The organism is Faecalibacillus sp., from assembly GCF_047023275.1.
Classification (GTDB): Bacteria; Bacillota_I; Bacilli_A; order Erysipelotrichales; family Coprobacillaceae; genus Faecalibacillus.
The window spans coordinates 1-23,208 of record NZ_JBKYAR010000014.1 but is presented as its reverse complement, the minus strand read 5'-3'; the positions used below and the strand labels follow the sequence as shown (position 1 = coordinate 23,208).

25 protein-coding genes and 1 tRNA gene are annotated in these 23,208 nt (G+C 28.3%); 21 read left to right on the top strand and 5 right to left on the bottom strand.

The window, feature by feature from the left end:
- Positions 1-237 precede the first annotated feature (237 nt).
- The 5 genes from ACLVEP_RS06290 to ACLVEP_RS06270 are packed head-to-tail and all read left to right on the top strand — an operon-like array spanning position 238 to position 5,534.
- Positions 238-1,677 (top strand): amino acid permease, encoded by a 1,440-nt coding sequence (locus tag ACLVEP_RS06290; protein ID WP_412583632.1) that lies wholly within the window; start codon positions 238-240, stop codon positions 1,675-1,677.
- 30 nt (positions 1,678-1,707) lie between these two features.
- Positions 1,708-3,024: a M18 family aminopeptidase gene (locus ACLVEP_RS06285; protein WP_412583630.1), complete on the top strand. Its 1,317-nt coding sequence runs from the start codon at positions 1,708-1,710 to the stop codon at positions 3,022-3,024.
- Between the two features lies 1 nt (position 3,025).
- A complete protein-coding gene (locus ACLVEP_RS06280) occupies positions 3,026-3,664 on the top strand; it encodes a hypothetical protein (protein WP_412583628.1) in 639 nt (212 codons plus the stop codon).
- A gap of 56 nt (positions 3,665-3,720) precedes the next feature.
- A complete protein-coding gene (locus ACLVEP_RS06275) occupies positions 3,721-4,644 on the top strand; it encodes a hypothetical protein (protein WP_412583626.1) in 924 nt (307 codons plus the stop codon).
- An 11-nt stretch (positions 4,645-4,655) separates the two neighbouring features.
- Entirely contained in the window at positions 4,656-5,534 is an 879-nt protein-coding gene (locus ACLVEP_RS06270; protein WP_412583624.1) for an HAD hydrolase family protein, read from the top strand.
- Positions 5,535-5,567: 33 nt separating this feature from the next.
- Here the strand turns inward: ACLVEP_RS06270 and ACLVEP_RS06265 are convergent, their stop codons facing one another.
- Positions 5,568-6,449, bottom strand: coding sequence for a DMT family transporter (locus ACLVEP_RS06265; RefSeq protein WP_412583622.1), 882 nt, complete (start codon positions 6,447-6,449; stop codon positions 5,568-5,570).
- Between the two features lie 95 nt (positions 6,450-6,544).
- Here ACLVEP_RS06265 and ACLVEP_RS06260 point away from each other — a divergent pair.
- The 9 genes from ACLVEP_RS06260 to ACLVEP_RS06220 all read left to right on the top strand — a co-directional run bounded on the left by ACLVEP_RS06260 (position 6,545) and on the right by ACLVEP_RS06220 (position 14,071).
- Positions 6,545-6,621, top strand: a tRNA-Arg gene (locus ACLVEP_RS06260).
- Between the two features lie 51 nt (positions 6,622-6,672).
- A complete protein-coding gene (locus tag ACLVEP_RS06255; protein WP_412583620.1) occupies positions 6,673-7,128 on the top strand; it encodes an RNA polymerase sigma factor in 456 nt (151 codons plus the stop codon).
- 174 nt (positions 7,129-7,302) lie between these two features.
- Complete coding sequence (locus tag ACLVEP_RS06250; protein WP_412583619.1) at positions 7,303-8,055, top strand: hypothetical protein; 753 nt, start codon at positions 7,303-7,305, stop codon at positions 8,053-8,055.
- Between the two features lie 129 nt (positions 8,056-8,184).
- Complete coding sequence (nrdI, locus tag ACLVEP_RS06245) at positions 8,185-8,535, top strand: class Ib ribonucleoside-diphosphate reductase assembly flavoprotein NrdI (protein ID WP_412583618.1); 351 nt, start codon at positions 8,185-8,187, stop codon at positions 8,533-8,535.
- Between the two features lie 2 nt (positions 8,536-8,537).
- On the top strand, positions 8,538-9,089 hold the full coding sequence (locus ACLVEP_RS06240) for a DUF3793 family protein (RefSeq protein ID WP_032091432.1): 552 nt from the start codon (positions 8,538-8,540) through the stop codon (positions 9,087-9,089).
- Between the two features lie 92 nt (positions 9,090-9,181).
- On the top strand, positions 9,182-10,609 hold the full coding sequence (locus ACLVEP_RS06235; protein WP_412583616.1) for a 6-phospho-beta-glucosidase: 1,428 nt from the start codon (positions 9,182-9,184) through the stop codon (positions 10,607-10,609).
- Between the two features lie 99 nt (positions 10,610-10,708).
- Positions 10,709-11,362, top strand: coding sequence for a hypothetical protein (locus tag ACLVEP_RS06230; protein ID WP_412583615.1), 654 nt, complete (start codon positions 10,709-10,711; stop codon positions 11,360-11,362).
- Between the two features lie 82 nt (positions 11,363-11,444).
- The gene (locus ACLVEP_RS06225) at positions 11,445-13,061 is read left to right on the top strand and encodes an oligosaccharide flippase family protein (RefSeq protein ID WP_412583614.1); all 1,617 of its coding nucleotides are present in this window, start codon (positions 11,445-11,447) and stop codon (positions 13,059-13,061) included.
- Positions 13,062-13,177: 116 nt separating this feature from the next.
- A complete protein-coding gene (locus ACLVEP_RS06220) occupies positions 13,178-14,071 on the top strand; it encodes an SPL family radical SAM protein (protein ID WP_412583613.1) in 894 nt (297 codons plus the stop codon).
- A 20-nt stretch (positions 14,072-14,091) separates the two neighbouring features.
- Here the strand turns inward: ACLVEP_RS06220 and ACLVEP_RS06215 are convergent, their stop codons facing one another.
- From ACLVEP_RS06215 to ACLVEP_RS06205, 3 genes are read right to left on the bottom strand one after another with little or no spacing between them, the layout of a single operon-like run.
- Positions 14,092-14,493, bottom strand: coding sequence for an HIT family protein (locus tag ACLVEP_RS06215; RefSeq protein ID WP_318000157.1), 402 nt, complete (start codon positions 14,491-14,493; stop codon positions 14,092-14,094).
- 54 nt (positions 14,494-14,547) lie between these two features.
- Positions 14,548-15,456, bottom strand: coding sequence for a hypothetical protein (locus tag ACLVEP_RS06210; RefSeq protein WP_412583611.1), 909 nt, complete (start codon positions 15,454-15,456; stop codon positions 14,548-14,550).
- Positions 15,456-16,448: a peptidylprolyl isomerase gene (locus ACLVEP_RS06205; RefSeq protein WP_412583609.1), complete on the bottom strand. Its 993-nt coding sequence runs from the start codon at positions 16,446-16,448 to the stop codon at positions 15,456-15,458. Before ACLVEP_RS06205 ends, ACLVEP_RS06210 begins: the two co-directional genes overlap by 1 nt.
- A gap of 134 nt (positions 16,449-16,582) precedes the next feature.
- On the opposite strand from ACLVEP_RS06205, the gene ACLVEP_RS06200 reads away from it, so the two are divergent.
- Complete coding sequence (locus ACLVEP_RS06200) at positions 16,583-16,657, top strand: YjcZ family sporulation protein (RefSeq protein WP_081919121.1); 75 nt, start codon at positions 16,583-16,585, stop codon at positions 16,655-16,657.
- 17 nt (positions 16,658-16,674) lie between these two features.
- Here the strand turns inward: ACLVEP_RS06200 and ACLVEP_RS06195 are convergent, their stop codons facing one another.
- Positions 16,675-17,754 (bottom strand): AI-2E family transporter, encoded by a 1,080-nt coding sequence (locus ACLVEP_RS06195; protein ID WP_412583607.1) that lies wholly within the window; start codon positions 17,752-17,754, stop codon positions 16,675-16,677.
- Positions 17,755-17,888: 134 nt separating this feature from the next.
- Between ACLVEP_RS06195 and sufC the strand changes: the two genes are divergently transcribed.
- Genes sufC through ACLVEP_RS06165 form a run of 6 tightly spaced genes read left to right on the top strand, consistent with a single transcriptional unit; the run spans position 17,889 to position 23,145 of the window.
- The gene (gene sufC, locus ACLVEP_RS06190) at positions 17,889-18,701 is read left to right on the top strand and encodes a Fe-S cluster assembly ATPase SufC (protein ID WP_318000161.1); all 813 of its coding nucleotides are present in this window, start codon (positions 17,889-17,891) and stop codon (positions 18,699-18,701) included.
- Complete coding sequence (locus ACLVEP_RS06185) at positions 18,701-19,600, top strand: SufB/SufD family protein (protein ID WP_412583605.1); 900 nt, start codon at positions 18,701-18,703, stop codon at positions 19,598-19,600. The genes sufC and ACLVEP_RS06185 overlap by 1 nt, the downstream gene beginning before the upstream one ends.
- Positions 19,600-20,823 carry an aminotransferase class V-fold PLP-dependent enzyme gene (locus ACLVEP_RS06180; protein WP_412583603.1) on the top strand — a complete coding sequence of 408 codons (1,224 nt, stop codon included), beginning with the start codon at positions 19,600-19,602 and terminating at the stop codon, positions 20,821-20,823. The genes ACLVEP_RS06185 and ACLVEP_RS06180 overlap by 1 nt, the downstream gene beginning before the upstream one ends.
- Positions 20,807-21,259, top strand: coding sequence for a Fe-S cluster assembly sulfur transfer protein SufU (gene sufU / locus ACLVEP_RS06175; protein ID WP_318000164.1), 453 nt, complete (start codon positions 20,807-20,809; stop codon positions 21,257-21,259). The genes ACLVEP_RS06180 and sufU overlap by 17 nt, the downstream gene beginning before the upstream one ends.
- Positions 21,249-22,628 carry a Fe-S cluster assembly protein SufB gene (sufB, locus tag ACLVEP_RS06170; RefSeq protein ID WP_412583601.1) on the top strand — a complete coding sequence of 460 codons (1,380 nt, stop codon included), beginning with the start codon at positions 21,249-21,251 and terminating at the stop codon, positions 22,626-22,628. The genes sufU and sufB overlap by 11 nt, the downstream gene beginning before the upstream one ends.
- Positions 22,621-23,145: a 5-formyltetrahydrofolate cyclo-ligase gene (locus ACLVEP_RS06165; protein ID WP_412583599.1), complete on the top strand. Its 525-nt coding sequence runs from the start codon at positions 22,621-22,623 to the stop codon at positions 23,143-23,145. The genes sufB and ACLVEP_RS06165 overlap by 8 nt, the downstream gene beginning before the upstream one ends.
- The last annotated feature ends 63 nt before the right edge of the window (positions 23,146-23,208 follow it).

The following is a 23,208-nucleotide window of genomic DNA, read 5'->3' as shown; positions in this document are numbered from 1 at the left end:
ATAGAATAACTAATAATAAAAATTTATTGATGATAAAAATAGAATATTGGTTTTAAATCAAATTGTGTGATTTTTTAGACATTTTATGGGTAAATGTCTAAAAATAAGAATAATAAATTAAAATATATAGCTTTTATCGACATAATACGATATAATTGTTTATTGTGAAGTACAATATTTGTATTTTATAAAAGAATAAACGGCCTTAAGTTATTCAAAAAATACGGAGGTAAAATCATGGAAGATTCAAAAAAAATCAAGTGGTATGGTTTAGCTTTCATGGCGTTTTCTACTGTTTGGGGATTTGGAAACGTTTTAAATGGCTTTATCTACTTTAATGGTATCCAAGTTATTTTTAGTTGGATATTAATGTTTGCACTTTACTTTGTACCTTACGCATTAATGGTAGGGGAATTAGGGTCTGCATTTAAAAATTCTGGTGGAGGAGTAAGTTCTTGGGTTCATGAAACATTTGGTCCTAAACTTGCTTACTATGCTGGATGGACATACTGGGCATGTCACGTTACTTATATTGCAAGTAAAGGTAGTGGAGGTTTAAAAGCATTAAGTTGGGCAGTTTTTAGAAATGCTGAATTTTATGACTCACTTCCAACATTATATGTACAACTTGCTACACTTGCAGTATTCTTATTTTTCTGCTGGTTTGCTAGTAGAGGGTTAAATCCACTTAAAAAGTTAGCAACACTTGCAGGAACAAGTATGTTCGTAATGTCAATTTTATATATCTTAATGATGTTTGCTGCTCCAGCAATTAATCCAAATGGTGGATATTTATCATTAGATTTTAGCTTTGACAAAATCGTTCCACAATTTAATGTAAATTACTTTACATCACTTTCTATTTTAGTTTTTGCTGTTGGTGGATGTGAAAAAATTTCACCTTATGTAAATAAAGTAGAAAATCCTTCGAAAGGATTCCCAAAAGGGATGATTGCACTAGCAATCATGGTTATGGTATGTGCTATTTTAGGAACAATTGCAATGGGTATGATGTTTGATCCAAGTGTTATTAATGGTTCTGCTGAATCATTCAACTCATATGTTTCAAATGGTTCATATTGGTCATTCCAAAAATTAGGTCAATACTATCATATGGGTGATGCATTATTAATTATTTACGCATTATGTAATATGATTGGTCAATTCTCAACATTAGTAATAAGTATTGACGCCCCACTTAGAATGTTATTAGATAATGAAGATGCAAGACAATTCATTCCATCTAAATTATTAAAACAAAATAAATATGGTGCTTATGTCAATGGTATTAAAATGGTTGTTGTTTTATCAGGAAGTATTATTTTAATTCAAATTCTTGGTGGTAGTGGTGCTGCCGGAGTATTAGCACAATTAAACAAATTAAATTCTGTATGTATGCCAATGCGTTATCTTTGGGTATTCTTAGCTTATATTGGTTTAAGAAAAGCTTATGAAAAATTCCCAGCTGATTATCGTTTTGTTAAGAGTCAACCAGTTGCTTTATTCTTTGGTGGTTGGTGTTTCTTTGTAACAGCTGCATGTTGTATCATGGGTGTTTACTCAACTGATTTATTTACTTTAGCTTTAAATATTATTACTCCTATTGTTTTAACTTCATTAGGATTAATTTTACCAGCTATTGCTAAAAGAGAAAAAGCTAACGCTATTACAGAATAATTGTGATAAAATATAGAAGAGGTGTTAGAAATGTATAGGGAAATATCAAAAGAATTATTAGACTTTTTACAAAAAAGTCCAACAGCATTTCATGCTGTAGAAAATATTAAAGAAGAATTAAATAAAGAGGGATTTGTTGAATTATTAGAGGGAAAACCTTGGAAAATGAATCCAGGTGGAAAATATTATGTAACACGTAATAATTCAAGTATTATTGCTTTAAAGGTCGGAAGCAATTTAGAAAATTATAGTTTTAATGTTGCTGCTTCACATAGTGATTGCCCAACTTTTAAATTAAAAGAAAATGCTGAATTAGAAGTGAAGGGTAAATACACACAATTAAATACAGAAGGTTATGGAGGAATGATTTGTTCAACTTGGTTTGATAAACCATTATCTATTGCCGGACGTTTATTAGTTAAAGATGGAAATGAATTAAAAACACAATTAATTAATATTGATCGTGATTTAGTTTTAATTCCAAATATGGCAATTCATATGAACAGAGCTGTTAATGATGGTTATGCATATAATAAACAAATTGATATGTTACCATTATTTGGTGGGGCTGATTGTAAACCTGGTGACTTTATGAAATTAGTTGCTAAAGAAGCAAATGTAAATGTTGAAGATATTTATGGTAGTGATTTATATCTTTATAATCGTACTGCACCATCTATTTGGGGAGCAAACGATGAATTTATTTCAAGTCAACATTTAGATGATTTACAATGTGCATTTACTTCATTAAAAGGATTCTTAGCTGGTGGAAATGATCAATCAATTGATGTTTTAGCTTGCTTTGATAATGAAGAAGTGGGTTCAGGAACAAAACAAGGAGCTGCTTCAACACTTTTATATGACGTATTAAAACGTGCTAATAGTGCACTTGGAAAAACAGAAGAAGATTTCTATTGTGCAATTGCATCAAGCTTCATGCTATCAGCAGATAATGCACATGCAGTTCATCCACATCATCCACAAAAAACAGATGCTACAAACTGTGTTTATATGAATGAAGGAATTGTTGTAAAATCTCATGCAGGTCAAAAATATACAAGTGATGCGGTAAGTGTTGCGGTGTTTAAAGACTTATGCAAAAAAGCTAATGTACCAGTACAATTCTTCGCAAATCGTTCTGATGAAGCTGGAGGAAGTACTTTAGGAAATATTGCCATGGCACAAGTTTCTATGAACAGTGTAGATATTGGTTTACCACAACTTGCAATGCACTCTACATATGAAACAGCTGGTATCAAAGATACTTATTATATGATTCAAGTCATGACAGAGTTCTTTAATAGTCACATTAGCGAAGTAAATAGTCATTCGTTAAAGGTAGATTAAGATGAAAGAAAAGAAGTACGATTTATATTTTGAAAATAGTGTTAAAGTAAAAAGTTTGAATGATGATTATTTTAAAAGTTATCAAGAAATTGAAAAAGCATTGTTTAAGAAACAAAAGGATGTTTTAAAAACTAATGTTTTGCTTTCTGAAATTCTTGATCAAATGAAAGATTTTCAAGAAAAAGGGAAAAGTGTTTCACAAATGCTTTCTAAAGGTAGTCAAGCATTTATAGATCAAGTAGATAGAAAAATAAATTATAAAGAAAAAATCAATCAATTAAAACAAAGAGATTCCAATAAATATGAAATGTCTGGAATATTACTTACCATGTGTATATATATTGTGCTTCTTTTTGTTAAAGAATTGGTAGGAAATCATTATTTAATTAATTACTATATTGATTTATTAGTGGCAGTTATTATGCTTGTTATTAGCGTTAAACAGCTTTTGAATCAAAGACAGTTAATTAAACGATATCATGTCTCATTTCAACCTTTTATGATTGAAATAATAGGTATTGTTATATCATTATTAATTTCAATATTATTTTATAACAGTCCTTTTGATATCACTTTTGTTATTTTAGTTATTGCATTTTTCACAAGTAAAAAAATGTATTCAAAATCCTTAAGCAATTAAGGATTTTTTCTTTGCATTCATTCAAATTTATAGTAAAGTATTATAAGGTGATAAAAATGGAAAAAGAAATCATATTAGAAAACTTAGATGAAAATATTGTAAACGTTGCTACATTTTATAATCAACAAAATATACCATCACAAATATCACAAGCACTTTATTTATATGGAAGTACCACAGATTATCAAGTACTTGGATTTATTGATGCTAGTAGTGATGGAAGTAAAGGCATGATTTTTACGGATCAAGGTATTTATTTTTGTTTTAAAGAACCACATTCATTTTTATATGAAGATATTGAAGAATTATTACTTGTAAAAAAAGAAGAAGGTTTTGATTTTTATGCGAAAATCAAAACAAAGTCAAATACTTTTGTTTTTAAAAATAAATATTTAAATTTAAAAAATTTCATTGAATGTTTAAGTGAAATATTAGAAATGCCGATTCATTATGAAATGTCTGCTTACGAAAAAGTAGAATACTTTATACCAATTATTTTAAATGATTTAAAAGAAGATGTTTATGAAGATTTAGAACTTAATGAACAACAATACCAACAAATCAAAGATATTGAACATGAATTAGAGATGGCTAAAGAATTACAAGGTTTAGATTATCAAGATGAGTGTCGTTCTTTATGTCGTTATTGTTTAGATTTCTTTGAAAGTTTAGGACTTGATAGTGATGAAATCGATGCTTTAAATGAAGCACAAGATTTCTTTAATAATCAAGATCAACAAGAAAATCAACAATTAGAAGGAGCTAAACGATGGGTTGATGAAATGATGAGTAATTATCAAAATGGTGATACAGGAATGTATGATCAAATGAAATCAACTATGGAAAGTTTAGGTATCGATGAAGAAAGACTTAAAAATATGTCTAATGAAGAGGTTGATCAATACGTTAAAGAAATGTGTAAAAAATTTGGTATTTCACAAAGTTTGTTTGATAAATTAAAAGATAGATTTGGAAAATAGAGGGAATTAAGATGATTAAATTAGTTGTATTAGATGTAGATGGGACAAGTATTGATAGAGATAATCATTTTTATGATGATGATATTAAAGAAATTGATTTTTATAAAGAAAAAGGTATTGAATTTATGTTTGCATCTGGAAGAGATATGAATATGATGCTTGATATGATTAAAAAATCACATGTAGATGGTGATTTGATTATTAATAATGGAACACAATATCGAAATATTGAAGGAACAAGAAATATTGCACATCCAATGGATGAAGATGCTTTTAGAAAGATGATTCCTATTTTACAAAAATATAATTATCATATTTCTATTCATACAACAAAAGGTAAATACATTTTAACGGATTTTGAAAGTTATTGGGATTTACATGTTAAATTGTTATTAAAAGATAGAGAAGGTGTTACTTTAGAAGATCTTCCTAATACAACTTTTTTTAGAAGATGGGGTTATTTAAATGATTGTACTTCAGTTTCTTCAATTGATGAAATCTATCAACAAGGAGCACTTCCTTTAAAAGTAGATGCTAGACATCTAAATCCTGAAGAAGCAATGGGTGTAAGAGAACGCTTAGATTGTATTCCTCATTTAAATATATCTTCATCATATGAAGATAATATTGAAATTACTTGTGATGATTATGACAAAGGAATTATGTTAAAAGAGGTTCTAAAGTTAAAGGGGTTGTCTATTAACGAAGTAGCAACTTTTGGAGATGGATTAAATGATGTATGTATGTTAGAGGGATTCCCTTATAGTTTTACTCCAGCAAATGGTTGTCAAAAAGCCAAAGAAGCAGCTACATATACACTTACTAAAACAGGTGGACACGGTGCTATCCAAGAAGGACTTCATATTTTAAAAGATTTGGATTTAATTTAATATAAAAAAATGGCAAAGGAGATTTGCCATTTTTTATGCGCTTTTTTTATAAGATAAAATAAAGATTGTAGACATAACCATAATAAAACCAAGTACATCCATGAATGTAAAAGGAGAATGTAACCATAAACACATACAAATCGTAGCACTTAATGGTTCAACTGCAGCAATTAATGATGCTCTCATCGGTCCTATAAGATTGACACCTATAAGATACATTGAAAATGCCAAAACTGTTCCAATAACAATAATTCCTGCCATTGCTAAATATCCATAGATATCTAAAGAAACAGAGATGTTCCAAACACGACCGACTATTCCTAATACAACACCACCAATAATCATGGCATATCCCGTTGGAATCAAGCTACCATATTTATTCATGATACTTCTAGGAAGTAAAGAATAAAACGATGCTGCCAGTCCTGCCATTACACCCCAAAACAATCCTTCAAAAGACAAGACCATTTCGTGGATGTTTCCATGTGTTGCAAGGATAAAAGTACCACCAAAAGCTAAAGCAACACATAAGAGTTCTTTTTTATAAGGAAGCCTTTTACAAACAAGACATGTATAGAACATAATAAAGATTGGATTTAAGTATTGTAGAATAGCGGCTGTTGAGCTATTTGAATAATAGATAGCAGTCATGTAAGAATACTGACAAAACATTAATCCTAATAGGGCAAACAAAATAAGTTGAAAGACATCGTTTTTATTATTCCAGATACTTAATGTTTTTTTTGTATCTTTGATAAAACAAACACTTAATAGAATAATCCCTGCAAAGATCATTCTCATGGTTGTAAGCCACATAGTATTCAAATGATATGTTTGAAACAAGAACTGTCCTATAGTTCCTGAAATACCCCAAAATGTACCACCTAATAATGTAATAATTATTCCTTTTTTCATAAATTCACCTCATGCAACGACATTCTAACAAATATAAGTTTAAAATACTATATTTGATATATTATTTATATTAGATATGATAAAATATTAATAATGGTGCTATAGCTTAGTTGGATAAAGCGTACGTCTCCGGAACGTAAGATCATGAGTTCGAGTCTCATTAGTGCCACCATTTTTTATATAAATATGTAAATTAAAAAATGTATTAATTAAGGAATAAAAAATGAATAAAAAAATAGTTAATTTAAAAAAATTATATCCAGAACATTATAGAACAGATAAATATATTGAATTAGATGATGAAATATTTGACGTAATTGATAAATATGAACATATGAGTTCAGCATATGAAAGGAAAATTAACTATCATAAAGCATATTATTCAATTGATAAGACTTTATTTATTGAAATCCATGCAGTAAATTTTAATATAAAAGATACGATTTATAAAGATAAGATAATTCATGAAGAATTATTGAAATTAATAATGGAAAGTATTAAAAACCTTTCGCAGATACAAAGAAAAAGAATTATTAAAAGGTATATAGAAAATAAAACATTAAAGGAAATTGCTAAAGAAGAAGATTGTTCTATCCAGGCAGTTTATTACACCATATATATAGCATTAAATAAAATTAAAATTTTATTATTAGAAAAAGGTTATGATGTAAATGATTGAAAGGTTAATTAATATTATCAAGAATAATGGAGGTATAAAATGCCTAATTCTTACACTTTTTTTGGATTATTTAGTCAATGATAAAAGCATAATAAAGTTATATAATAATCTTTGAAAATCATTCACATTATGAAAAATATATGTTTAAATTAAATTAATGGAAAGGGGATTGGCATGAAACAGTTTAAAATCAATATTAATGATTTATTTGAAAAAAGTGAAGTTGAAACAGAGTTAAATGATGTTGAAGAATCGTCAGTTGTTTATGAAATGAATAATATTAATCAAAAAGTATTAAATGAAATTAGTATTTATGCAAGTAATAGAGAAAAAATACAAATATTAACAGATGATTTTACAGAAATGATGTATCATCAAGATATTACCTATGAAGATGCAAAAAGAATTGATGATATATTTGATCAGCTTGTACATCAAATAGGACTGGATGCACCTGTTTTAGCAGCTTGTACGAATATTATTTTTAATACGATTAATGAATATAAAAAAGAGTATATTCAAGAGTTCATGAAACTTAATCCACAGTTAGATGAAGAAATGATTTCAGTGGAATTAGATACATATAACGATGCTGCTTATCAATTAAATAAAATATTTGTAGAAACAGTTGGCACAATAAAGAAATGTGATGTAGATACAGTGGACGAAGCTGTACAGTTATTTTTTGATCAAAATGAACCAACGGATTTAATACAAATCTTTATAGCGAATACAATTCAAATATTAAATCAACCAGATTTGTTAGTGGATGTTTTAGGATTATCAGTACTTATTAATGAGATGATTGTTCATCATCATGAAAATGAATTTAATAAAAAATTATGGATGATGAATCATCATCGCTATTTTAGTGTAGATTATAAAGATGATTTTAATGAGATAGAAAATAAAATTGAATATAATTAATATTTTGGAGCAAACTATTGTGATTTATAAAATCATAATAGTTTTTTTAAATTAAATATTTGACAGTATAGTTAGTCTATGCTAACATGATGTTGTGAGTTAGTCACAGCTAACTAAAGGAGGAAGAAAATGAAAGTCGTATATGCATCAAGAACAGGAAATGTTGAAAGCATTGTTTCTAAATTAGGAATTGAAGATGCTTTAAAAATTGAAGATGGAAGTGAAACTGTAGAAGAAGATTATATCTTATTTACTTATACAGATGGTTTTGGAGATGTTCCTTATGAAGTTGATGAATTCTTACAAAGTCAAAGTGAACATTTAAAAGGTGTTGTTGTAAGTGGAGATACTGGATACGGTGAAGCTTATTGTAAAGCAGGAGATGTCATTGCTGAACAATATAATGTACCATGTTTATATAAAGTAGAAAATGATGGTAGTGACGAAGATATCGAAGCTATCAAAAAAGTGATTGCTTAATTATGCCATTGTCTGCTCACGAATTTGAAAGAAGATTAATCTTTTATGCTTCACCAACACTTACAAAACTTAAAGTTGCATGTATTTATAATTTAAATGATCTTGATGATTTAGAAGAATGTATCCAATATTATAATGAACTTTTAAATAAAAAAGATATTTATTTAAAAGTACTTAAAATAAAAGGGCGTTCTATGATTTATGTTTATCAAAAAGAAAAGTTAAATAAATTATGTGCATGTAAACAAATCCAAAATATCTTTAAAAAATATAATTATAATTGTACATCTTTAGATACTCTTATCCTAGATTTACAAAAACGCCTCAATGATTATGATTTTCCTCATGAAATCGGTTTGTTTTTAGGATATCCTATGACAGATGTTTTAGGTTTTATTGAAGGGAAAGAATATTTAAGTGTTGGTTATTGGAAAGTTTATAGTCATGTTAAAAATTGTCAGCATACATTTGATAAATATCATAAATGTACACATGAATTATGTAAAAGATTTAATCAAGGAGAAAGCGTTGAGCAAATATGCAGATATGTCTAATTGGTGAAGATTTCTTTACCAATTTTTATTATACTAATGCAAATGGTACTAAAAAATGGTATGATAAATGTGTATTTTAAGGAGGAAATAGAATGGGATTTAGAGAAGACTTTTTATGGGGTGGAGCAGTTGCTGCCCATCAATGTGAAGGTGCCTGGCAAGAAGGCGGAAAAGGAATTAGCTGTAGTGATGTAGAAACAGCAGGAGATAACGTTACAGGTGCACCAAGACGTTTAACAGATGGTGTTATTGAAGGTGAAGATTATCCTAACCATGTAGGTGTTGATTTTTATCATCATTATAAAGAAGATGTTGCTTTGTTTGCAGAAATGGGATTCAAAGCGTTTAGAACTTCTATTGCATGGACTCGTATTTTCCCTAGAGGGGATGAAGAAAAACCTAATGAAGAAGGTTTAAAATTCTATGATGATTTATTTGATGAATGTCATAAATATGGAATTGAACCAGTTATTACATTATCGCACTTTGAATTACCTTGGGCATTAGCTAAAGAATATGGTGGATTTAGAAATCGTCAAGCTATCGATATGTTCGTTAAATTTGCAAAAGTATGTTTTGAAAGATATCAACATAAAGTTAAATATTGGATGACTTTCAATGAAATCAATAACCAAGCTGATGTGACACAACATAACTTAATTCAAGAAGGTGCTGTTTTACTTCAAGAAGGTGACGATGCAGAATACTTAATGTATTTATCAGCACATCATGAATTAGTAGCTTCAGCGTTAGCTGTCAAAGCAGCACATGAAATCAATCCTGATTTACAAGTTGGATGTATGATCGCTATGAATGTTGTTTATCCAGCATCTCCTAAACCAGAAGATGTAATGAACGCTTTAGGAGCAATGCATCAAAAATATTGGTATGTAGAAGTTCATGCTAGAGGACATTATCCAAATCATATTTTAAAGAAATTTGAAAGAAAAGGTTATGACTTTATCACTGAAGAAGATAAGAAAATCTTAGCAGAAGGTAAAGTTGACTACATTGGATTTTCATATTACATGTCATTTGCGACAAAATATCAAGGACGTAATGAAAAAACATTTGACTATTCAGGTGAAGATTTTGTAAGAAATACTTACTTAAAAGCATCTGATTGGGGATGGCAAATTGATCCGCTTGGATTACGTTGGTGCTTAAACTGGTTTAATGACCGTTTTGAACTTCCAATGATGATCGTTGAAAATGGATTTGGTGCTTATGATAAAAAAGAAGCTGATGGTACAGTAGATGATCAATATCGTATTGATTACTTAAAAGAACATATTCAAGCAATGAAGGATGCTGTTGATTATGATGGTGTTGATTTACTTGGATATACAATGTGGTCTCCAATTGATATTGTTTCAGCTTCAACTGGTGAATATGATAAACGTTATGGATTTATCTATGTTAATTATAATAATAAACATGAAGGTGATTTTTCTAGAAGTAAAAAGAAATCATTTGATTGGTATAAACATGTTATTGAAACAAATGGTGAAGAACTATAATTATTGTTAATTGATTATTTTGTATAAAAAGGATTGATGTTTATATATTAAACTCAATTCTTTTTTTTAAAAGAGTATTTTTTATTGAAGGGGAGTAGTATGAGTAAAAAACATGGTAAATTAAAAATAATTATTATTTTATTTTTAATTGTGGGATGTTGTTTAGGTTATCTATTTATTTCAGGAGCATGGAATCCTTTTAAAAATGAAGAAGTTTCTCAAGAAGCAATGGATGATTATCAACAATCAAATGTTGTATCAGCAAATCTATATAAAGATGTTTATCAAGAAATTATTGAAAATGGGACAGATGATTTTACTGATAATTATAAAGAAGATGGTCTTGCTCCTTATGGCTTTGAAATAGAAGATTATGATGAAACAAATAAAGATGGTATTTTAAGATATATGCAATGTATCTTATATCAAGATTTTGAAGAGGTCTATGATTTAAATAATTTTTTTGTTTATTATATGAAAAATAATGATTATGCAAATGAAAAATATGTTCAAACAAAAGGAGAGCTTCATGCTAAAAAAGATTTTATAGTTAATGAGCAAACAAAAATATCTTTTGGGTATGAAGGTGCTAATTATGATGATTTATCCTATATTATTATAAAAAAAGGGACAGTTATTTATTATGGGTTGATAGGATCTAGTGAACATTATGATAAAGTACAAAACTTAATAAATAAGCTAGATATTGATTTCAAATTACCAAATATTGATGAAATAACTTATTTAAAATAATATCAATAAAAGAGAATACAAGAATACTTATTTTGTTTTATGATAATATTTGCTATAATGATTTTTGGAAAGAGAGGTCGTTATGAGTCGTTCTAATTCAATTGTTAAACAAGCATCAATTTTGGCGCTTGCAGGAATTTTGGTAAGAATCATCGGACTTTTATATCGTAGTCCTTTAACAGCGATGATTTTAGACGAAGGAAATGGTTATTATTCAACAGCTTATAATATCTATGCATTAGTTTTATTGATTTCGTCATATAGTATTCCTACAGCTATTTCAAAATTGATATCAGAAAAAATAGCGTTAAAAGAATATAAAAATGTTAAAAGAATATTAAAATGTGTCTTTATTTATGTATGTGCTATTGCTGGAAGTGCAGCAATTTTATTATTTATTTTGGCACCATTTATTGTTGATGTAAATGCAGTACCAGCACTTAGAGTATTATGTCCAACAATCTTTTTATCAGGATTACTTGGTGTATTTAGAGGATACTTTCAAGCACATAAAACAACAGTTTATACTTCTGTTTCGCAAATTATTGAACAAATTTTTAATGCTGTTGTTGCTTTATTAGCTGCATATATTTTTATTCAACCTTATATTGGAGTTAATGCGACGAAAGTAGGTTCATATGGAGCAGCAGGTTCAGCACTAGGAACAGGTGCAGGAGTTCTTGTTGGATTGATCTATATGATTTTTATGTATTTAAAAAAGAAAAATACTTTTGTTGAAGAAAGTGATGCAGAAGCGAGTGAACGAGTAGATTCATATCAAGATATTTTTAGAATGATTATGCATATTATTGCACCAATTATTTTAGCAACTTGTGTGTATAATTTAGTCACTACGATCGATATGTATATCTTCTATTTTGCTCAATCATTTCATCATATTGATAAAATTACATATATTTCAAATTATGGGGTATATGCAGGAAAATATATTGTTTTACAAAATGTACCAGTTGCTTTAGCATCAGCTATGTCTACAGCATCTATTCCTTCTATTTCGTCTGCTTGGGCGCTTGGAAATGTTAAGGAAGCAAAAGAACATATTACATCTGGTTTATCTGTAACAATGCTAATTTTAATTCCTGCGGCTGTTGGAATGGCGGTATTATCATATCCAATTATGGGTGTTTTATTTCCACAAAAGGCAACTATTATGACTGCTACTTTATTACTAGCACTTGGATCACCAGCAATTATTTTTTATGGTTTATCAACACTTACAAATGGTATTTTACAAGCTTTAGGAGAAGTAAATGTACCTTTAAAAAATGCGGCGTTTTCACTTTTATGTCATATTATTATTATTGCAATTCTTTTATTTATTACACCTTTAGGCGTTTATGTTTTAGTATTTGGTAACTGTACATATGCTCTTCAAGTATGCTATTTAAACCAAAAAGCTTTACGTCAAAAAATTGGTTATAAACAAGAAATTAAAAGAACATATGTTATTCCTTTGATTGCTTCTTTAATAATGGGAGGTATTGTTTTAGGAGTTTATTATGGTCTGTTTACGTTAACTCATAGAGTTTTCTTACCTCTTATTTTATCAGTTGTTGTGGGTGTTTTTGTTTACTTTGTCATGATTATGTATATTTATTGGGAACATCCAGCATATTTATTTGAGATACCTTATATGAGAACACTTTATTACAAAATTAAAAGAATTTTGAAGAAATAAACGATTTTTGAAATATAAAATCGTTTTTTAAATCCATTTTTTTAATGTATTTTTTGAAATATGACAAACTTATCCTTTTAATTTATGTTAAAATAATAATCAATGGGGGTTGTAATATGCATTATAAATCAGTAAAAGGAATTTTATCTAATGATAATACAATGAACTTATATAGGGGTTGTCAGCATGGTTGTATCTATTGTGATTCAAGAAGCAAATGTTATCATTTTGACCATGACTTTGAAGATATAGAAGTCAAAGAAAATGCACTTTCTCTATTGGAAAATGGCCTAAAACATAAAAGAAAAAAATGTATGATCCAAATGGGTTCTATGTGTGATCCATATATGCCTTTAGAAAAAGAACTTAAACATGTACAAAAAGCCTTAGAACTTATAGAACGTTATCATTTTGGGGTAACACTCATCACTAAATCTGATTTAGTTTTGAGAGATTTAGAACTATTAAAGAAAATTAATCAAAAAACAAAGTGTGTTGTGCAAATGACACTTACAACTTTTGATGAAGAACTATGTCAAAAATTAGAACCAGGTGTTTGTACAACTAAAAGAAGGATAGAAGTTTTAAAAGAACTTCATAAAAATGGTATTCCTACAATTGTTTGGTTAACACCGATTTTGCCTTTTATTAATGATGATCAAGAAAATATTTTAAATATTTTAAAAAGTTGTCATGAAGCAGGAGTTAAAGGTATTATTTGTTTTGGTATGGGTGTTACTTTAAGAGAAGGTAGTAGGGAATATTATTATAAGCAGTTAGATCGTTTATTTCCTGGTATGAAAGAAAGATATCAAATGACTTATAATGATCAATATACGTTAAATAGTCCACATAACAGAGATTTAATGAATCTTTTCTTTAAAAAGTGTCAAGAGTATCAAATGATGTGTAGTTATTCGGAAATTTTCGAATATTTACAAGAATTTGAAGAAAAAGCACCGATAAAAAAGAAAGCTGTTCATGACTTTGAACAACTCTCTTTATTTTAAAAAGATGGAAAACCATCTTTTTATTTTACAATTTTTTGATAAACTTCATCTAGATCAACATCTTGACTATGATCATTAAATTCAATAACAAGTTCTTTTTCATCATATCTAGGTAAAATATGAACATGGAAATGATGTACAGTTTGACCAGCTACTTCATTTGTATTTGTTAGAATATTTAATCCTTTAGCATTTAATTTTTCAACAATTTGTTTAGCAAGTTTTTGAGTGACTTGCATAATATGCGCTAATGTTTCTGGATCAACTTCTAAAATATTTTCAAAGTGTTTTTTAGGAATAACAAGTGTATGACCATATGTTGCTTGCGATAAGTCTAAAAAAGCAATACAAGTGTCATCTTCATAAACAATTTTCCCAGGAATTTCTTTATTGATTATTTTACAAAAAATACAGTTACTCATTTTCTTTTCCTCCATAGCTTTATTTTAAAACAAAAAAAGAATAAGGTCGAGACCTTATTCAAAATAATCTTTAGAAGATTTTTTTATTTTACTTTTAATAGTTGGTTCATAAACATCAAAATTATATTTTCTTAAATAATAAGTTTCGCATTTTGTAGAAAAATCAGAAATAGATGTTAAACTTTCTTTAATTTCATCTTTTAAATTAGATTTATCTGTATTATAAACCCATACAATTGCGTATTTAGATTCAGATGTTTTAATTGCTTTAGCATAAATACCATCTTTAGTAAATTTATCTAATTTTTTAATGATTTTAGAATCTAAACTACTAGATTCTTTTGTAACTAATCCAGCATCTGTACCACTGTTTTCATTAAAATAATTTGTAAATACATCTTCACTTGTACATTCTTTAATGATTTTTAATGCTTGTGATTCAGTATCAACAGTAAAGTATTTAATATATTTTACTTTATATTCTTTTAATAAACTTTTAAAATTATCTTCAACATATTTTTCTTGAAGAAGTTGAAGCTTAGCATTTGGTTTTAAAGTATGTTTAACAAAATCAGCTTCATCTTCATAACCAGCGCTTTTAGCATAAGTATCTAAGTCGCTTGATCCAGTGTATTGTAGATATTGTTGTTTTAATTCTTCAACTTTAGCATTAATAGCATCTTTATCAGTAATTTCTTGATCTGCAACATAATTGATAGCACTATTTAAAGTCATATTTGTACCATCATTATCTAAGAAATATTCATATAAGTCATCTTTAGTAATTGTGATATCAGCAGTTTTAGCTACTGTTGAATCACCATTTTGAACATGAGTTACATAGGAATCATCTTTTTTGTTGAAACTTTTATAAAGGCCATAACCACAACCACCAATAAGACATACACATACGATAATGATCAATAATCTATATTGGTAAAGCTTATCTTTTAATGAATTCATTAGGCTTCACCTCTTTCTGTTTTTCTTTCTTCTAATGCTTTATTAACAACATCTTGAACGATTTTTTTGATATCTTTATCTTTATATTTGATTTTATATGAATCGAAAACAATATATTGTAAATAATCATCATAAGCTAATAAAGGTGAATCAATATCTGTTTTCTTTAAATCTTTCTTTAAAGTTTTCTTGTTTGCACTTGTTACTTTTACAAAATAATAACCATCATCACCAGTAATAACATCAGATACTTCACCTTCTTTTAAAGATTCAATAGCATTAAAAACATCATTACCATAACTATTAGCAATTCCTGAAGTATCTTTACTATCAACAATACCTAATGCACCTTTTTTACTAGATGTTGTATCATCAGAATAATCTTGAGCAATATCTCCAAATGATTTATCAGTATTATTAATTAATTCTTTGACTTCGTTTAATTTAGAAGTTTCATCATCAGTAGGCGCACTTGTATCAGATACAGAAAGTTTGATTAAACTTACGTATTTAGGAGAACATTGTTGATAATAATCATTAAAGACATCATCAAAATGATCATCAATATAATCTAATAAGAAATTAGCATATTGGATTTGTTTAATCATTCTTTGGCGATATTCAGATAAATTCTTATAGCCTGCAGATGTTAAAGCTTGATTTAGTGAATCTTTATAATTATCTCCATAATTAGATTTATATGCAGCTTTAATTTGTTTGATAATTGTAGCAGCATCTTCTTTCATATCATCATTGACAGGGAATTTTTGATCAACTAAATTTTGTAATACAGCATTAAAGACAGTTGTGTTATTACTTGAGTTATCAATAATATCTTTATATAAATTATCAGCAAAGATATTTTTTGTTTTACTTCCTTTTTCTAGAGATGCAACAACATATTTTGAGTCAACTTTTTTAGCTGAAGTTGTACATCCTGTTAAAAGGCAGCTACTTACAAGTAATAAGGCAGCACATTTTTTAAATTTCATAGTTTTCCTCCTTTTTGTAGACTTAAAAAGTATACTATTTTTTTCCATTAATTTCAATATTATGGGCAAAAACACACGGTCAAACATATTTATTACATAATTTATACTAAAAGAATGTATAAGGAGGGGTTTATATGAAGTGTGAAAATTCTTTTACGCTTGTTTTAGTGCTTTTTATTTTGTTAGTGATTATTTGTAATATGTTATAAAAAATGCTTAGCAATTGCTAAGCATTTTTAGGCTGTGGATTATGTTGACGATAAACACGATAACTAATTTTAATAGTTACAAGTAATGGCATGGCAATAATCATTCCCCATGCACCAAATAGTGTTGAACCAGTTAAGATTCCAAATAAGACCCACATGATTGATAAATCTATTTTTGATGAATAGATTTTTGGTTGAATCACATAAGGGACTAGATTAGATTGAATAAAGATGAGAACTAATAAAATAACCAGTTTCGTTGTTCCCATTGTAATCGAAGTTACAATACCTAACAAATTGGCAACAATAGGACCTACATAAGGAATTACCGAACTGACGGCCGAAAAAATACCAAGTAAGATCCAGTTTGGATGACCAATGACTAAATAAACAAAGGCTGTTGTAAGTCCTTGGATAAGGGCACTTAAAGCAAATGCTTCTATGTATTCTATTAAAGAAATATTGATTTCTTTTAAATACATAGGTAAGTTTTCATCAAACTTTCCAGCAAAATAGTTAATAGCGTTTCTCATATTGTCAAATTTCATTGACATATAGATAGCAAGAATTGAATAAATTAAACCATTACCAATTTTAACAATAACAGAATTTAAAACATCAAAAGTAGTATTAATAACTGTCATATCTTGTAAAAGTTTAGAAGCTTCGGTTTGAATATAAGTTGTCATTTCAGAAATATTGAAACCTAGATGAGTTTGTACAAATCTTGAAATAAAAATTAAACCATCTTCAAATGCAGGATACAAATCAGTTACACTATTAATAACAAGAGGAATTGCTAGTGATAAAATAAGTATTAAACAAGCAATGATTCCTACATAAACAATAATTAAGGATAATCCACGTTTTTTTACGTATTTTTGCACCCATTCAATCAGTGGATTTAAAACATAAGCAATTGCAAAAGCCACAAAGAATGGTTTTATAATCTTCCAAAAAATTCCAAAAGCGCCACCCCATACTTCTTTTGTGATATCTAATAAAAGAACAATCAAAAATAAAATAAGTAAGTTTAATAGGGTTTGTGTAATTTTTTTAGATGATATGACTTGAAATAAGGATTTCAGAAATTTCACATTATCACTCCTTTGTTTAAATAATATACCATATTTTGGATATAATATAAATTGTTAATACAAAAGATTATCACATTGATTGTTTTTTTTTTGACATTTTAGTAAAATGTTGTGGGTAGAAAGGGGCTTGATTTATGTCAACTTTAAAAATAGAAAATTTACATGTTTGTATTGATGATAAAGAAATACTAAAAGGAATTGATTTAACAATCAATACAGGAGAAATACATGCATTAATGGGACCTAATGGTAATGGTAAATCTACATTATTATCAGCTATCATGGGGAATCCTAAATACCAAGTAACAGAGGGAAGTATTTACTTGGATGGACAAAATGTTTTAGAAATGTCAGTCGATGAAAGATCGAAAGCAGGAATTTTTTTAGGAATGCAATATCCTCAAGAAATTCCAGGAGTTGTTACTTCTGATTTTTTAAGAGCTGCACTCAATGCACATCAAGAAAAACCAGTATCTTTATTTAAATTCATTAAAGAATTAGATAAAAATATTGCTGATTTAAAAATGGATGAAAATTTAGCACATCGTTATTTAAATGAAGGTTTTTCTGGTGGAGAAAAGAAAAGAAATGAAATTTTGCAAATGAAATTATTAAAACCTAAATTTGCATTATTAGATGAAATTGATTCTGGTTTAGATGTTGATGCTTTAAAAATTGTATCTGAAGCAATTAATGATATGAAATCAGATTCATTTGGTTGTGTGATGGTATCACACTATGAAAGATTATTTGAACTTGTACCACCTAGTCATGTTCATATATTAGTAGATGGAAAGATTGTATTAAGTGGAGGGCAAGAATTAATAGATCGTATTGATAAAGAAGGTTATCATTGGGTCAAAGAACTAGGTTTTGATTTTGAAACTGAAGAAGACAAGCAACCAATTGTTTTAGGTAGCTGTGGAAATAAGGTTAAAGCAAAATAATGAGTAGATTAGCAGATATTGACAATTATCTTGTACTTGAAAATGGATGTGTTAAAGAAACATCTTTTAAACAAGATATTCAAATTCAAAATCAAACTTTAAAAATTAATGAAGATGCTAAAGTACAAATTATATATAAGGTTACAGAAGAAGGAACTTATCAATTTGATATTGAAATTAAAGATCGTTTACATGTAGATCTTGTAGAGATGTATGAAGCATCAAAATCTTGTTCTTATACAAAAAATATAAAAGTTAATGAATCTAGTGAAGTTTTAAGATATGTTGAAAAAAACAGTCAACAAGACATTCAATTAGATTTAAATGAAAATGTTGATGTCTATAAGTATTCAAGAGTATCTTGCGCTTATGTAGAATTGACAGATTATACAACTTTATCAAAAATAAAATATCGCTTACTAGAAGAAGAAGCTAGTGCTAAACTTCGCTTAGCATCTTTAAGTAAAGAAAAAGAAAATAAGCATTATGAAATGACTTTAGAACATTTAGCACCACATACATATGGTGATATGGATAACTATGGAATTGTTAAATCAAAAGCTAGTTTAATTATTGATGGTATAGGACGTATTTATAAAGGTATGTCAGGATCTGATACACATCAAACAAATAAAATTATAGTTTTTGATGAAGGATGCAAAGCACAAGCTAATCCATATTTATATATAGATGAATATGATGTTAAAGCAAGCCATGGAGCAAGTGTTGGAAAGATTGATGAAGATCATCTTTATTATTTGATGTCTAGAGGTCTTTCTAAACAAGATGCCATGCATTTAGTTACTTATGGTTATTTCTTACCTGTTCTAGAATTTATTAGTGTGGAATCTTTAAAAGAAAGATTTTCAGATGTTTTGAAAGAAAAGGTGGGACTATAATGATAGATGTTTTAAAAATTAGAGAAGATTTCCCAATGCTTAAAAAAACTATGCATGGAAAACCTCTTATTTATTTAGATAATGGAGCAACAACCTTAAAACCACAATGTGTGATCGACAGTGTTTGTGATTATCTAACAAATTATTCTGGAAATGCGCATCGTGGAGATTATGATTTATCTCATGAAGTAGATACAAAATTTGAACATGTTCGAAGTATTGTTGCTGATTTTATTCATTGTAAACCAGAGGAAGTTGTTTATACTTATGGTTCTTCAGATAGTTTAAATATGGTGGCTTTTGGTTATGGAATGACACATTTAAAAGAAGGAGATGAAGTATTGATTACACTTGCAGAACACGCAAGTAATACTCTTCCTTGGTTTGAAGTGGCTAAGCATACAGGAGCAATCATTAAATATATTGATTTAGATGAAGAAGGAAAAGTTACTTTAGAAAATGTCAAAAAAGCAGTGACTGAACGTACAAAAATTATTTCTATTGCACAAATTACAAATGTTTTGGGATATTTAGCACCAATTAAAGAAATTTGTGGTTTTGCTCATGAACATGACATTATTGTTTGTGTTGATGGTGCTCAAAGTGCACCTCATCATGCTGTTGATGTTCAAGATTTAGATGTTGATTTCTTTGCTTTTTCTGGACATAAAATGTGTGGACCTACAGGGGTAGGCGTATTATATGGAAAATATCATTTATTAGAAGAAATGACACCAACACGTTTTGGTGGAGGAAGTAATGCAAGATACAATAGCTGTGGTTTAGTAAAGCTTAAAAATGCACCAACAAAATTTGAAACAGGAACACCTAATATTGAAGGTGTTATTGGTCTTGGCAGTGCTATTGAATATTTACAAAATATTGGTATGAAAAATATTGAGGAACATGAAGCAATGCTTAGAAAATATGCTGTTGAAAAAATGAAAGAATTGGATAACATTGAAATTTACAATGAAAATGGTGTTGGAGCAATTGCTTTCAATATTAAAAATGTTTTTTCTCAAGATGGAGCATCTTTATTTAATACGTATGGAATTGCAATTCGTGCTGGTCAACACTGTGCAAAAATATTAGATGAATATTTACATGTTTCACAAACATTAAGAGCTTCATTCTATTTCTACAATACAAAAGAAGAAATAGATCAGTTTATTGAAGTATGTAAGAAAGGGGATGACTTTTTAGATGCCTTCTTTGGATAATATGATGCTTCGTCAAATCATCATGGATCATTATGAAAATCCACGTAATCATGAATTAGTTGAAGACGATAGCTATAAAAAAGTCAATATGGATAGTGAAACTTGTATTGATAATATTGATATACAAGCAAAAATAGAAGATGGAGTGATTAAAGATATTCGCTTTGATGGAGAAGCATGTGCAATTTGTACATCAAGTACTTCTATTATGACAGAATTATTAATTGGTAAAACAATTGATGAAGCAAGGGTTATTATTGAAAATTATATGAATATGATTTTTGAAAAAGATTATGATCCTGAAATATTAGAAGAAGCGATTGCTTTTTATAACACTCATAAACAGGCCAATAGAATTAAATGTGCAACTCTTGGATGGAAAGGAATTACGCAATTAATTGATGAAAGTGAAAAGGAGGAAACTCATGGAAAATGATGAAACTATGATTCCTGATAAAGATGTGTCTGTTTTTAAAACACCTAAAGGAATTAATGAAGATGTTGTTAGAGAAATTTCTGCAATTAAAGGTGAACCTGAATGGATGTTGGAATATCGTTTAAAGGCATTAGATTGTTTTTTGAAAAAGCCAATGCCTACATGGGGTGTAGATTTAAGCAGAGTAGATTTCGATGAGTATACGTATTATATTAGACCTTCTGATAAACAAACAAATAAATGGGAAGAAGTTCCTGAAACAATTAAAGATACTTTTGATAAACTTGGAATTCCTGAAGCAGAACAAAAATATCTATCAGGGGTAACAACTCAATATGAATCAGAAGTTGTCTATCATAATATGTTAAAAGAAGTTCAAGAAAAAGGAGTTATTTTCTTAGATATTGATAGTGGTTTAAGAGAATATCCAGAATTATTTAAAAAGTATTTTGATACAGTTATTCCTTATAATGACAATAAGTTTTCAGCATTAAATGGAGCTGTATGGTCTGGGGGTTCATTTATTTATGTACCACCAGGAGTAAAACTAGAAAAACCTTTACAATCTTATTTTAGAATCAATTCTGAACAAATGGGACAATTTGAAAGAACATTAATTATTGTTGATAAAGGTTCTGATATCCATTATGTAGAAGGATGTACGGCACCAAATTATTCAAAAGATTCATTACATACAGGAGTTGTTGAAATTGTTGTATTAGAAGGGGCTAAATGTCGTTATACAACAATTCAAAACTGGTCTAATAATATTTTAAACTTAGTTACTCAAAGAGCTAAAGTTTATAAAAATGGGCAAATGGAATGGGTTGATGGAAATATTGGTTCTGCTGTTACAATGAAATATCCAACTTGTGTTTTAATGGAAGAAGGAGCTAAAGGTTCTTGTATTACGATTGCTGTTGCCGGAGAAAATCAAATTATGGATTCTGGGGCTAAAATGATTCATTTGGCACCAAATACTTCAAGTAGTATTGTTTCTAAGTCTATTGCTAAAAATGGCGGAAAAACAAACTATCGTGGTTTAGTACAACATAATCCAAAAGCAATCAACGCTAAGAGTAAAGTTGAATGTGATACATTGATCTTAGATCAAATTTCAACAAGTGATACAGTACCAACAAATTATGCTAGAAATAATGATTCTTTAATTGAACATGAAGCAACTGTTTCTAAAATTTCGGATGAACAACTTTTCTATTTAATGTCTAGAGGTCTTTCTAAAAAAGATGCAACAGAAATGATCGTTATGGGATTTATTGAACCATTTTCAAGAGAATTACCAATGGAATATGCTGTTGAGTTAAATCAATTGATTAAAATGGACTTTGGTGAAAATGGAATTGGATAAAAAACAATTACGTAAACAATTAATACAAATGAGATTGGCTTTTGATGATTATCAAAAACAATCTCATTTCATTATAGAAAAGTTAAAAAAAGATCCACGTTTTATTAAAAGTAAAAAAATAGGAATATATTTATCTTATAAACATGAAGTGGACACGTGGAAATTAATAGAAGAATTTAAAACTCAAAAAGAATTTTATGTTCCCATAGTTCGTGGTAAAGAAATGTATTTTACTTTATTTCAAGAAAAAATGGTTAAAAACAAATATGGAATAGATGAGCCAATAGAAAAAGAAGAAATTAATAAAGAATTTCTAGATTTAATGATTGTTCCTCTTGTAGGATATGATCAAAATTATTATCGCTTAGGCTATGGTGGAGGATATTATGATCGTTATCTTAAAGATTTTAAAGCACTAACCATTGGACTGGCTTATTCATTTCAATATATGAAACATTATCAACCTGAAAAATTTGATATTCCATTAGATGATATTATAACAGATAAAAAAATATAAAAAAATTAGTAAAAAACTGTTGACGAATAGGGTAAGAGATGTTATTATAAGTGGGCACTAGTC